The organism is Thiobacillus sp. (genome assembly GCF_024708915.1).
In genome coordinates this window covers 1-12,162 of record NZ_JANJXQ010000178.1, presented here as the reverse complement: position 1 = coordinate 12,162, position 12,162 = coordinate 1, and the positions used below count along the sequence as shown (strand labels likewise).

Here is a 12,162-nt window from a genome sequence, read left to right as displayed (position 1 = left end):
GTTCGCAGCGCGCCGCTTCGGAAATGGCGAAAGGATCGCGCCCCAGCAGTTCGACCTGGCCGCAGGTCGGCACATCGAGGCCGCCCAGCAGGTGCAGCAAGGTGCTTTTGCCCGACCCCGAGGCGCCGACGATGGCAAGCGACTCGCCCGCGCGGACTTCGAGATCAACGTCCGCCAGCACCGGAACGTCGTTTTTTCCCTGGCGGAAGGTTTTACCCAGGCCGCTGCAGCGCAGCACGACCTCACTCATAGCGCAGTGCCTCCGCCGGGTTGATGCGCGAGGCGCGCCAGCTCGGGTACAGCGTCGCAACCAGGCTGATCAGCAGCGAGACTCCGCCGATGATGCCGACATCGCCCCACACCAGTTTGGACGGCAGTTGGCTGATGTAGTACACGTCTGCCGGGAACAGGTCCATGCCGGCCAGACGTTCGATGAAAGGCACGACGGTTTCGACGTTGAGCGCGAGCAGTACCCCGCTGGCCACGCCGAGCAGGGTGCCGAACACGCCGATGAAAGCACCCTGCACGATGAAAATCGTCATGATGGACGCGGGCCTGGCGCCCAGCGTACGCAGGATGGCGATGTCGGACTGCTTGTCGGTGACGGCCATCACCAGGGTGGAGACGATATTGAACGCCGCTACTGCCACGATGAGCAGCAGGATCAGGAACATCATGCGCTTCTCGATCGCCACCGCACGGAAGAAATTGGCATGGCTCTGCGTCCAGTCGGTGAGGTAATAATGGCCGCTCAGGCTCTGCGACAGCTCGCGCGTGACCAGCGGCGCACGGAACAGTTCGCCGAGCTTCAGCCGCACGCCCGACACGTCGTTCCCCAGTCGCAACAGCTTTTGCGCATCCTGCAAGTGAATCAGCGCAAGCCCGGAATCGTATTCGAACATGCCGGCTTCGAAGATGCCGGCGACGGTGAACTGCTTGACCCGCGGCATCACGCCCGCCGGCGTGATATTGCCCTGCGGCGTGAGCAGCACCAGCTTGTCGCCGGGGTAGACATTCAAGGCGCGCGCCAGCTCCGCGCCCAGAACGATACCGAAGTCGCCTGGCTTGAGGTCGGCCAGCTTTCCCGCCTTCATGTACTGCGCAAAGTCGGCCACCTGGCTTTCCAGTTCCGGCAGCACGCCGCGGATGACCGCGCCGCGCACCATGTCGCCGTTGGCCAGCATGCCCTGCGCGTTGACATAGGGCGCACCGGACAGCACTTCCTTGTTCTGCTGCGCCTGCGCCAGCACGCCGCGCCAGTCGGCCAGGCGATCCGCCGGGCCGCTGATTTCCAGATGCGCCGCCACGCCGAGAATGCGCGCGCGCAGTTCTTCCTGAAAACCGTTCATCACGGAAAGCACCACGATCAGCGCCATCACGCCCAGCGCAATACCCGCCATCGAGACGATGGAAATGAAGGAGATGAAATGGTTGCGGCGCTTGGCGTGGGTGTAACGCAGGCCGATCAGAAGCTCAAAGGGAAGCAAAACGCGACTCGCTGAAGGAATGGCCGGAGTATGCCACAGCCGCCCTACTCGCCCAGCAGGTGCAGCACCACACTGCGCGTCTGTGCGGCGCGCCGGTGCTCGAACACATAAATCCCCTGCCAGGTGCCGAGCAGCGGCGCGCCGTCCGCGACCGGGATCGCCAGATGGGTTTGCGTCAGCGCCGCGCGCACGTGCGCCGGCATGTCGTCCGCGCCTTCCAGCGTGTGTTCGTAGATCGGATCGCCTTCCGGCACCAGCCGCGACAGGAAGCGTTCCAGATCGGTCTGCACGGTCTGGTCGCAGTTTTCCTGAATCAGCAGGCTCGCCGAGGTGTGGCGGATGTACAGGGTGAGCAGGCCCTGCCTGATACCGCTCGCCCGCACCCAGTCGCGCACCTGCGCGGTAAAGGCAACCAGGCCCTTGCCACGGGTGGAAACGGTGATTGCCTGGAAGGTCTGGCGCATGCCCGCCATTCTAGCGAATCCGCTTTGTTACACTCGCCGCATGCTGTTCCTCGTTCCGCATCTGTTCCCGTCTGCGCACCTGCTGGAAACGGCGACGCAGGATCTGCGCCTGCCCGCGCTGGAAACGCTGCTGGCGCGCGGCGCCCTTCATTCCGGCCCGGCCGAGGGGGTGGAAGCCGCACTGTGCGAGGCATTGGGCATCGAACGCCAGCAGGACTGGCCGCTCGCGCCGATCACCCTGGAAGCGGACGGCGGGATGGCCGGAGACGCATACTGGCTGCGCGCCGACCCGGTACACCTGCGGGTCATGCGCGACCGCATCGTGTTGGCGGACAGCCGCGATCTGGCATTGCCGCTGCAGGAAGCCGCAACCCTGGCCGCCGCGATTGGCCGGCACTTCGGCGAAGACCTGAGCCCGATTCCGCTCACGCCCAGGCACTGGTATCTGCGCTTTCCGCACGCGCCGCGCCTCGCCACCACCGCTTTGTCGGTCGCGGTGGGCCGCGATATCGATCCCCTGTTGCCGCACGGCGCCGACGCGATGCGGTTCCGCGCGCAATTGAACGAACTGCAAATGCTGCTGCACGAGCATCCGCTCAACCAGGCGCGCGAAGCGCGCGGCGAACTGCCGGTGAATTCGCTGTGGCTGTGGGGAGGCGGCACCAAACCGGCCGCATCGGCAACAATCCGCATGCCCGTTTATGCGCGTGACGGCGAGGCGCACGCGCTGGGGGCATTCTGCGGCGCGCCGCTGCATCCCCTGCCGCCGCATCTGGAAAAATCCATGCTCGAAACGGAATGCGTGATCCTGCTCGACGAATTGACGAACGCCGGGCAGTACGGCGATGCCTATGGCTGGCGTGAAGCCATCCGCGAGCTGGAAGCAAACTGGTTCGGACCGCTGCTCGGCAGCCTGCGCGCGCTCGGTCGGCCAGGACTGCGCCTGGCCGACCCGGTCAGCGGCAGGATGCTGCATCTGCAACGAACGGACTACTGGAAAATCTGGCGGCGGCCGCGCCGCCTGAGCGCGATGCCGGATTGAGGGCGGCTCAGAGCGGCGCCGCCCACAGGTCGTGCTCGTCAGCCTCCTCAATCCGGACCTTGAGACGCGTCCCCGGTTCCAGATCGAACACGCCTTCGAGATACACCACGCCGTCGATTTCCGGCGCATCGGCATGGCTGCGCGCCAGCGTGCCCACCTCGTCCTCCGCGTCGACGATCACCTCGATTTCGCGGCCGATCTTGGCATCGAGTCTGGCCGCCGATATTTCCGCCTGCACTTCCATGAAACGCTCAAGCCGCTCCTCTTTCAGATCTTCGGGCACCGCACCGGGCAATTCGTTGGCAGCCGCGCCCTCGACCGGCGAATATTTGAAGCAGCCGACGCGGTCGAGTTGCGCCTCCTTGAGGAAGGCCAGCAATTCCTCGAACTCGGCGTCGGTCTCGCCGGGAAAGCCGACGATGAAGGTGGAGCGCAGCGTGAGATCGGGCACGGCAGCGCGCCAGGACTGGATGCGATCCAGCGTTTTTTCAACTGCGCCGGGGCGCTTCATCAATTTCAGGATGCGCGGGCTGGCGTGCTGAAACGGAATGTCGAGATAAGGCAGGATGACGCCGTCGGCCATCAGCGGAATCGCGTCGTCCACGCTGGGATACGGATACACGTAATGCAGCCGCACCCATGCCCCCAGACGGCCCAGCGCGCCGGCGAGTTCGGTCATGCGGGTCTTCAGCGGGCGGCCGTTCCAGAAACCGGGGCGGTATTTCACGTCCACCCCGTAGGCGCTGGTATCCTGCGACACCACCAGCAATTCCCGCACCCCTGCGCCGACCAAGGCCTCCGCCTCGCGCATCACCTCGCCGATCGGGCGGCTCACCAGATCGCCGCGCAGCGACGGAATGATGCAGAAGGTGCAGCGGTGATTGCAGCCTTCAGAAATCTTCAGGTAAGCGTAATGGCGCGGGGTGAGCTTGATGCCGCCAGGCGGAATCAGGTCTTCGAACGGGTCGTGCGGTTTCGGCAGCGCGGTGTGCACCGCCTCCATCACTTCCTCGAGCGCATGCGGACCGGACACCGCCAGCACCTTGGGATGCGCCTCGCGCACCACGTCGCCCTTGGCGCCGAGGCAGCCGGTGACGATGACCTTGCCGTTTTCCGCCAATGCCTCGCCGATCGCCTCCAATGATTCCTGCACCGCAGCGTCGATGAAGCCGCAGGTGTTGACCACAACCACATCGGCATCGTCGTAGCTGCCGACGATGCCGTAGCCTTCGGCGCGCAGCCGGGTGAGGATGCGTTCGGAATCAACCGTCGCCTTCGGGCATCCGAGGGAGACAAATCCGACGGTCGGAGAGCGGGCGCGTTTAGCTTTGGTTACCATGACGTTCTGTCCTGATGGAGCATGAGATGTATATCGTAGCGATTGGCTGGGCCTACGTGATCCTGATGATGGCGATCACCGCCAGCAGTGTCGGCAAGGCGCTGGCCGTCCTGATTTTCCTGGGCGTGCTGCCGCTGGCACTGTTTGTGTATGTGGTCGGCCGGCCCCGGCGGCGCTCAGTGGCCGCTTCCAATCAGATGCCCGACCAGCCCGACACTGCCGATTCCCAGTCCGATCAACACTAGCTGTTGCAGGGTTGCGCCGATTTCCGCCCGCTTGTGCAAGCCCGGTATCAGATCGGACAAGGCCACGTACAACATGCTCGCCCCCGCCATCCCCAACAACACCGGCATCCAGCCTTCCAGCATCGACAGCGCGTAATAACCGACCAAGGCACCGATCAAGGTTGCCACCCCGGTCAGGAAATTGAGCAAAAGCGCCTGAGTGCGGGTGTAACCCGAATGCAGCAGAATGAGAAAGTCGCCGATTTCCTGCGGGATCTCGTGCGCAATGATCGCCAGCGCAGTGACCGCCCCCAGGCGGAAGTCGACCAGAAAAGCCCCGGCAATGATGAGGCCGTCGACAAAATTGTGGAAGGTGTCGCCCACCGTGATCATCATGCCGGAACGCCCGTGGTCATGGCTGTGGCCATGACTGCCATGGGCTTCGCAGACCTCGTCGTGGCAGTGCCGCCACAACACTAGTTTTTCCAGCAGGAAAAACAGCAAAATGCCGCCGAGCAAGGCCTTGGCGACGGTTTCGATGTCGCCCCCCATTTCGACCGCTTCGGGCAATACTTCCAATAGCGATGCTCCCAGCAGCGCGCCAATGGCATAACTCACGAGAACCGGCACCCAGCTGGGGCGGGCCGAGAAAGCCAGAACCGCCGCCAGCAGCAAGCTCAGCAAGCTGCCCGCGGCAGTTGCGATCAAAATGATGGCGAGGGTGGACATGGGAAACCGGAGAGGCCAGAAAAGGGAGGGATTATACTGGGCCGGAGCATAAGCGGCCGCCGACTTGCTCGAATGGATGAATCGCCTTTGTATCCCGCAGCGTTTGCCGGCCACGGGATACGTCAACAGCTAGCCAGCCTGCTCCACCCCAGCCGGCGCAACCTCCCTCTTCTTCCCCTGCACTGCAAAAAACCGCTCCACCACCTCCATCTTTCGTGTCCGCGTCATCGCCGGCAACGCATTCAGCAGCAATCGCCCATAGGGCTTGTCCGCCAGCCGGGTGTCGCAGATCATCAGCACCCCGCGGTCGCTCTCGGTGCGGATCAAGCGCCCCGCCCCCTGCTTCAAGCTGATCGCCGCATGCGGCAGCTGGTAGTCCATGAACGGCTTGCCGCCGTTCTTCTCGGCCTGGGCGATGCGCGCGGCGACGACCGGGTCGTCGGGCGGCTGGAACGGCAGTTTGTCGATGATGACGACCGACAGCGCATCGCCCGGCATGTCAACGCCCTCCCAGAAGCTCTGGCTTCCCAGCAGCACGGCGTTGCCGGCTTTCTGGAAACGCGCCAGCAGTTCGTTCTTCGGCGCGTCGCCCTGCACCAGCAAGGGATAGTCCCAGCCGCGAAACTTGAAGGCGTCGGTCAGGAGGCCGCGTGCCTTCTCCAGCGCACGCAGGCTGGTGAACAGGATGAAGGCGCGGCCGCGGCTGACTTCCAGCACCGGCAAGGCGGCGTTGACGACGGCGTCGGTGAACTCCGGCGTGTTGGGCGCGGGCAAACTCTGCGGCACGTAGAGCACGCCCTGGCGCGAGTAGTCGAAGGGGCTGTCGACACACAGCATCTCCGCCGCGTCTATTCCCAGGCGGGTTTTGAGATGGGTGAAGTCGCCGCCGACGGAGAGCGTGGCCGAGGTGAGAATCCACGCCTGTGCACGCTCCGTCAGTTTGGCGCCGAACATCGCGCCGACCGACAGCGGCGTCGCGTGCAGCAGCAGCGAACTCAGCGTGGTTTCGAGCCAGCGCACGCGCGGGGTATCGGGATCGTCGTCGCGCTGCCAACTGGCCAGGGTGGCCTGTACGCCTTGCGCGCGCTCGAAACAGTTCTTCAGATCGGCGTCGCGCTCGGCCTGGGTTTCCAGTAGCCTTGCCATGTCGTCCAGCGCGGCGGCCAGGGCTTTCAGCGCATCCGGCCATTTCTCGTAGCGCGCCAGTTCGGCGAACGTGGATTTGACCGGGTTCTGCGGAAACGCCAGGCGCAGGTCGCGCGTGGCTTTGGTCAGGTCTTCCGCTGCGCGGCGCAGCGCCGGAAAATCGCCGGCTTTCACCGCCGCCTGACGCTTGGTGTCGCCCGCCAGATCGAGCAATTGCGCGGTGGACAGCGTTTCGCCGAAAAACTGTGCGGCGGTTTCGGCGAGCTGATGGGCTTCGTCGAGGATCACGGTGTTGCTGGCGGGCAGCAGTTCGGCGACGCCCTCGTCCTTCAGCCACAGGTCGGCGAAGAACAGATGGTGGTTGACCACCACGACTTCGGCGTCGAGCGCGGCCTTGCGGGCCGCCATCACGAAGCAATCCTTGAAGTGGCTGCATTCGCTGCCGAGGCAGCTGTCGCGGCTGGAAATCGCGTACTGCCAGGCGGTGGCGTCCTCCGGGATGCCCGCGGCCTCGGCACGGTCTCCGCTGGTGCTGGTTTCGGCGAAGCGGGCGATTTTGGCGAGCCAGGCAGCATCGTCGCGGTGGGCGAAACGGCCATCGGCGAGATTGCGCTGCAAGTGATGATGGCAGACGTAGTTGGCGCGGCCCTTCAGCAAGGCCACCTTGACCGGCGACTTGAGCGCGCGCCGCGCCGCCGGCAGATCGCGATGGAACAGCTGGTCCTGCAAGGCCTTGGTGCCGGTGGAAATCACCACCTTGCCGCCCGACAGCAGCGCGGGAATCAGGTACGCCAGGGTTTTGCCGGTGCCGGTGCCGGCTTCAGCCAGCAACACGCTGTTGCCGGCGATTGCGCGCTCGACCGCTTCGGCCATGGCGAGTTGCTGCGGACGCGAACGCCAGCCCTGCAGCACTGCGGCACACGCACCTTCGGATGAAAAAATGTTTTCCAGATCAAGCATATCGAGATCGACTTCGGGCGCAGTGTAACACCCGGCATCGGCTGCATCGGCTGCATGCCACCTCAAGTTTGCGTGTATTGCTGCCGTTAGTCTCGCAGGTGCTGCCTACTCAATTCTGCTCATGCGCATATCCTTGTTCTGCTTGCTGCTGGCACTAGTCCCGGCCTCAACCCACGCTGCGATCGTCCGCTTGGAGATGCGCCCCGGAATTGATGCCAGCGCCGAATATCTTGCAGGGCAGCGCAACAAGCCTGCGGCACTGCTGCTGCACGGTTTTTTGCAGACGCGCGAGTTTCCGACCGTCGCCACGCTGGCGCGCGGCCTGCAGGATGCAGGCTATCCCGTACTGACCCCCACACTCAGCCTCGGCATTCCCAACCGGGCGCAAAGCCTGGCCTGCGAAGCGGCGCACCAGCACAGTCTGGATGAGGATGTCGCCGAAATTGCGCGCTGGGTGAGCTGGCTGAAATCGCGCGGCCACCGTTCCATCATCCTGGTCGGCCATAGCTTCGGCAGCCTGCAATTACTGGCCTATCTGGCAGCCAGGCCGGATGCTGCGGTAAAAGGCTATATCGGTGCCTCGCTGAGTGAAGCCCAGATCGGCACGACTCCGCGTGCCGCGCTCGTCGCCCAGCTGGAAAGCCGCGCGCAGCGCAGGCAGCGCGACCTGGTCATCCAGCATGTGTCTTATTGCAGAAAATACCGCTCGACGCCGGAAGCCTTGTTGTCGTACGTGCGCTGGGATCAGGCGCACACGCTGGCGGCATTGAAGCAATCCCCGGTCAACGTGAAGCTCATCATGGGAGACGCCGATGACACGCTTGGCGAGGGCTGGCTCAAGATGTTGCAGCACGTGCAAACACCCATGGTGATCGTGAAGGGCGCCAACCACTTCATGGATGGCGAACATGAGTTCGATCTGCTGGAACATACCCTCAAGTCCATGGAATCCACTCAGCAGCCCCTGCCTCGATGAAATGGCCTGAATCCACCTCCATCAGGCAGGTTGCGCTCGCTTTCGTCACCGCGCTGCTGGTGCTGGTGAGTTTGATCGGCGGCTTTGCCGCCTACCAGACGCGCGCCGTCACGCACAGCCTGGAACAGCACAGCCGGGAAGCCGCGCAGTCCGAGCTTGCCGCCAGTATCGAACGCTTGCTGGCACAGACGGAGGATCTTGCGGGCAATCTGGCGCATTGGGATGAAACCCGGCAACAACTGGTGACGCCCGAGTATTACACCTACTGGCGAGACCAGCGGGTATATGAAAGCGGCATGCTGAACAGCCGTTTTGCCCGGGCGGCACTGTATACCCGCGACGGCACGCTGCTTACTCCCAGACCGGCAAAAACCAGACTGCCGTCGAAGCTGCCCGCCAGTTTGCCGCTGCAGCAGACCGCCAGCTGGCTGAGCAATCAGGCAGGCACCCTTGCCCTCCATCATGCGTTTCCGGTATACGGCGACGAGCGTCGGCAAGCCCTGCTCGGCTACGGTCTGATCCGGATCGATTTCATGCCGGCACTGCTGCGGCAGGCGAAATTCCAGTTCACGGATGCGTCGAGCGTCAAACTGGCACTCGAGCCTGGCGAGATGCTGGCCGCATCGCAGTTGTTTTCGCGCCTGAGTTTCAGCGCCCGCCCCGACCCCGATCAGCTCCGGTTCCAGGCGATTCTGTCGCGCACCCTGCTCGCACTGTTTGTGCTGCTGCTAGGCGCTTCACTACTGGGTTTCGTGGCATACAACCGTCTGTTGGTGCGCCCGCTGGGGCGGCTGACGCAGGATATCGATGCCATGCAGCACGGCCGTTTCAGCCACAATCCGGCGCGCTCGCAGCCGATGCGCATCAGCGAACTCGAAAACATCCGCCGCTCGCTGCACGACTACCAGCTGCAATTGCGCGAACTGCATGGCTCGCTGGAACACCAGAACCGCGAATTCCACTCGCAGGCGCGGCAGGATGCGCTCACCGGCTGCCACAACCGGCGCGCCTATGAAGAAGACTGGGGAAATTTCCGCCGCCAGCTGAAAGCCGCGCCGCAGGGTGTGGCTTTCCTGTTGTTCGATTGCGACCGGTTCAAGACTATCAACGACACTTACGGTCATGCCAAGGGCGACCGCGTACTCACCATCGTCGCCGACGCACTGGTGATGGCACTGCGCGCCAACGATCGCCTGTATCGCCTCGGCGGCGACGAATTCGCCACCTTTCTGTCGCACACCACGCCTGCCCAGGCCAAGCAGATCGCTCAACGCTGCCAGAGCCTGCTCGAAGCGTCCGCCTTCAGCGACCTGGGAATCAGCGAACCGGTCGGGATCAGCATCGGCATTGCTTTCTGCGCAGCCGATCAGCTGGAACACATCGACGAACTGCCCAAACAGGCCGACATCGCCATGTATACCGCCAAGCAGCCGGGGCGCAACCGCATCGCACTGTACGGCGAGGACACCGAGCGTGCCGCGCAGGCGCTGGTGGCAAGCCGCGAGACCAGCGCACTGTTCCAGGCGCTGGCCACCCCCGGCATGGTCGAACTGCATTACCAGCCCATCCATGGCCTGCCCGGGCGCAAGGTGGCGTATTACGAGGCATTGGCGCGCATCCGCTACAACGGCGAACTCATCATGCCGGGCGCCTTCCTGCCGGTAGTCAGCAGCCGCCGGCTGGAAACCGAATTCGATCTGGCGGTGCTGCATCAAGTCGACGCCGATCTCTCGTCGCAGAAAATTCCGCCAGGAAGCGGCGTCTCGATCAACCTGTCGGCACAAAGCATTTCACGTCCCGAAATCGTGTCGCACCTGCTCGAACTGTCGCGCCACGGCGCACGCCATGCCCTGATGCTGGAGATCACGGAAACCTCGCTGATCACCCAGATGATCGAGGTGCGCACCTATCTCGATTTGCTGCACACGGTCAACTACCGCATTGCCATGGACGACTTCGGCACCGGTTATTCGCCGCTGCGTTATCTGGTGGATTTGCCGGTGGATGTGGTCAAGTTCGACATTTCGCTGGTGAACAAGCTGGGGCAGGACAACCGCGCCGGCCAGGTGGTGGCCGATTTCGCCCGCATGATGAAGGACGCCGGCTATGCGCTGGTGGCCGAGGGCGTGGAGACCGAAACCGTGCTGCAGAAAGTCGAAAGCCTGGGTTTTGCCCATGTGCAGGGCTATTTGCTGGGGCGCCCCGTCCCGCTGTCGCAGCTGGCCGGGCAACCCGACGCCGCCGGGATGGGCACACCGTATCCCCCGCTTGACGAAGACGGCTCAGTGTTTGCCTGAACGCCAGATGGAAAGAATGATCCACAGGCTGTTGAAAAACGCGATCAGGAATCCCATCAGCCCGAAAAAAGGCAGGCCGAACAGCTGAGGGCCGCCTTCCACTGTCATGATGATGCTGGAGCCGACGACCAGCGAGGCGGTCAGTATGCCCATGGTCAGCCGGTTGCTGGCGCGGTCCAGCTGGTGGCCGAACTGGTCCAGCCGTTTCAGGTCGAGATCGACCTTTACCCGTCCGCGCCGCATGTCGCGCAGCAGGTGGCGCAGGTCGCGCGGCAAGTCGGCCAGCACGTCCAGCGTTTCGCGCATGCTTTTGCGCCCGCGCGCCAGCAGCGCCTGCGGGGTGAAGCGCCGCTGAATGATGCGTTCCACGAACGGCGTCACGTGATCGATCATGTGGAACGCCGGATCGAGCTGCTGCCCCAGCCCTTCCAGCGTGATCAAGGTCTTGAACAGCAGGGTCAGATCGGCCGGCAGCATCAGGTTGTTGTCGCGCATCAGCGCCGTGATGTCGTTCAGCAAGGTTCCGATGTTGACGTCCTTGAGCTGCAGATCGTCGTAGCTCTGCAGCAGTTCCGTGACGTCGTAGGCCAGGCGATCCTCATCCAGCACCGACTCGCCGCTCCAGTCGAGCAGTATCTGCAGCAAACCCTGCTCGTCCTTGCGCGTCAGCGCGTGCAGCAGGTCGACAATCTGGTTGCGGCGGGGATTGGTCAGCATCCCCACCATGCCGAAATCGATCATGCCGATGCGGTTGTCCGGCAGGAACAGCACATTGCCCGGATGGGGGTCGGCATGAAAATAACCGTGCTCCAGCACCATGCGCAGCACCGTATCGGCGCCGCGCGCAGCCAGCAGCACCGGGTCGAGGCCGCTGGCGCGCAGCTTGTCGGGTGCCACGCCCGCCATGCCGACGATTTCATCCTGCACGTTGACGCGGTCGCTGGTGTATTTCCAATACACCCGGGGAATCTTCACCAGCGGATCGTCGGCGAAGTTGCGGGCGAACTGGTCGATGTTGCGCGCCTCCTTGGCCAGATCGAGTTCGCGGTTCAACGAGCGGCGGAACTGCGACACCATATGCACCGGATCGTAGCGCCGGGAATCCGGCACTTCGCTGTCCAGCAGCCTGGCGGCATGTTCGAGGATGCGCAGATCGGCCCGGATCACCGCCTCGATGCCGGGGCGGCGGATTTTGACGACGACCGGCGTGCCGTCCTTGAGAGTGGCGCGGTGCACCTGCGCGATGGACGCCGCCGCCAGCGGCAGCGGATCGAACCCGGCAAACACCTCGGCGGGTTCGCCCCCGAGCGCTGCGACCAGATCGGCATGCAGAATTTCATAGGGGATCGCAGGCACCTGGCTATGCAGTTTCTCGAATTCGGCAATCCAGTGCGGCGGAAACATGTCCACCCGGGTCGCCAGCAGTTGCCCGAGTTTGACGAAGGTGGGGCCGAGTTCTTCCAGCGCGCGGCGGATGCGCACGGGCGCATCGAGCTGG

The 12,162-nt window shown here is 63.9% G+C and carries 11 protein-coding genes; 4 read left to right on the top strand and 7 right to left on the bottom strand.

The window, feature by feature from the left end; all coding sequences use genetic code 11:
- From Q0L94_RS12535 to Q0L94_RS12525, 3 genes are all read right to left on the bottom strand, one after another.
- Window positions 1–250 (bottom strand): ATP-binding cassette domain-containing protein (locus Q0L94_RS12535; RefSeq protein WP_296753702.1); only part of this gene is annotated, 250 nt, incomplete at its 3' end.
- Window positions 243–1,487 (bottom strand): lipoprotein-releasing ABC transporter permease subunit, encoded by a 1,245-nt coding sequence (locus Q0L94_RS12530; RefSeq protein WP_296753701.1) that lies wholly within the window; start codon window positions 1,485–1,487, stop codon window positions 243–245. The genes Q0L94_RS12530 and Q0L94_RS12535, both read right to left, overlap by 8 nt.
- A gap of 44 nt (window positions 1,488–1,531) precedes the next feature.
- Window positions 1,532–1,960, bottom strand: a complete 429-nt coding sequence (locus Q0L94_RS12525; RefSeq protein ID WP_296753699.1) for a secondary thiamine-phosphate synthase enzyme YjbQ — start codon at window positions 1,958–1,960, stop codon at window positions 1,532–1,534.
- A gap of 31 nt (window positions 1,961–1,991) precedes the next feature.
- Here Q0L94_RS12525 and Q0L94_RS12520 point away from each other — a divergent pair, with 31 nt between their 5' ends.
- Entirely contained in the window at window positions 1,992–2,993 is a 1,002-nt protein-coding gene (locus tag Q0L94_RS12520; protein ID WP_296753697.1) for a hypothetical protein, read from the top strand.
- A 7-nt stretch (window positions 2,994–3,000) separates the two neighbouring features.
- On the opposite strand, the gene rimO is transcribed toward Q0L94_RS12520, so the two are convergent.
- On the bottom strand, window positions 3,001–4,332 hold the full coding sequence (gene rimO, locus Q0L94_RS12515) for a 30S ribosomal protein S12 methylthiotransferase RimO (protein WP_296753696.1): 1,332 nt from the start codon (window positions 4,330–4,332) through the stop codon (window positions 3,001–3,003).
- A gap of 26 nt (window positions 4,333–4,358) precedes the next feature.
- On the opposite strand from rimO, the gene Q0L94_RS12510 reads away from it, so the two are divergent.
- Window positions 4,359–4,577, top strand: coding sequence for a hypothetical protein (locus tag Q0L94_RS12510; RefSeq protein WP_296753694.1), 219 nt, complete (start codon window positions 4,359–4,361; stop codon window positions 4,575–4,577).
- Here Q0L94_RS12510 and Q0L94_RS12505 read toward each other — a convergent pair.
- Window positions 4,509–5,285: a ZIP family metal transporter gene (locus Q0L94_RS12505; protein WP_296753705.1), complete on the bottom strand. Its 777-nt coding sequence runs from the start codon at window positions 5,283–5,285 to the stop codon at window positions 4,509–4,511. The genes Q0L94_RS12510 and Q0L94_RS12505 overlap by 69 nt on opposite strands.
- 129 nt (window positions 5,286–5,414) lie before the next feature.
- Window positions 5,415–7,391 (bottom strand): ATP-dependent DNA helicase, encoded by a 1,977-nt coding sequence (locus tag Q0L94_RS12500; RefSeq protein ID WP_296753704.1) that lies wholly within the window; start codon window positions 7,389–7,391, stop codon window positions 5,415–5,417.
- 196 nt (window positions 7,392–7,587) lie between these two features.
- Here Q0L94_RS12500 and Q0L94_RS12495 point away from each other — a divergent pair, with 196 nt between their 5' ends.
- Together Q0L94_RS12495 and Q0L94_RS12490 are read left to right on the top strand one after the other, a co-directional pair.
- On the top strand, window positions 7,588–8,367 hold the full coding sequence (locus Q0L94_RS12495; RefSeq protein WP_296753693.1) for an alpha/beta hydrolase: 780 nt from the start codon (window positions 7,588–7,590) through the stop codon (window positions 8,365–8,367).
- Window positions 8,364–10,664 (top strand): EAL domain-containing protein, encoded by a 2,301-nt coding sequence (locus Q0L94_RS12490; protein WP_296753691.1) that lies wholly within the window; start codon window positions 8,364–8,366, stop codon window positions 10,662–10,664. Before Q0L94_RS12495 ends, Q0L94_RS12490 begins: the two co-directional genes overlap by 4 nt.
- Here the strand turns inward: Q0L94_RS12490 and Q0L94_RS12485 are convergent.
- Window positions 10,650–12,162, bottom strand: a 1,513-nt coding sequence (locus Q0L94_RS12485) for an AarF/UbiB family protein (protein WP_296753690.1), incomplete at its 5' end; no start/stop codon positions are given. The genes Q0L94_RS12490 and Q0L94_RS12485 overlap by 15 nt on opposite strands.

What these genes read in the sequence shown, in the direction of transcription:
- Q0L94_RS12525 (WP_296753699.1), bottom strand. Translation starts at nt 1,960, where the DNA reads ATGGCGGGCATGCGCCAGACCTTCCAGGCAATCACCGTTTCCACCCGT.
- Q0L94_RS12500 (WP_296753704.1), bottom strand. Translation starts at nt 7,391, where the DNA reads ATGCTTGATCTGGAAAACATTTTTTCATCCGAAGGTGCGTGTGCCGCA.
- Q0L94_RS12505 (WP_296753705.1), bottom strand. Translation starts at nt 5,285, where the DNA reads ATGTCCACCCTCGCCATCATTTTGATCGCAACTGCCGCGGGCAGCTTG.
- Q0L94_RS12495 (WP_296753693.1), top strand. Translation starts at nt 7,588, where the DNA reads ATGCGCCCCGGAATTGATGCCAGCGCCGAATATCTTGCAGGGCAGCGC.
- rimO (WP_296753696.1), bottom strand. Translation starts at nt 4,332, where the DNA reads ATGGTAACCAAAGCTAAACGCGCCCGCTCTCCGACCGTCGGATTTGTC.
- Q0L94_RS12520 (WP_296753697.1), top strand. Translation starts at nt 1,992, where the DNA reads ATGCTGTTCCTCGTTCCGCATCTGTTCCCGTCTGCGCACCTGCTGGAA.
- Q0L94_RS12510 (WP_296753694.1), top strand. Translation starts at nt 4,359, where the DNA reads ATGTATATCGTAGCGATTGGCTGGGCCTACGTGATCCTGATGATGGCG.
- Q0L94_RS12490 (WP_296753691.1), top strand. Translation starts at nt 8,364, where the DNA reads ATGAAATGGCCTGAATCCACCTCCATCAGGCAGGTTGCGCTCGCTTTC.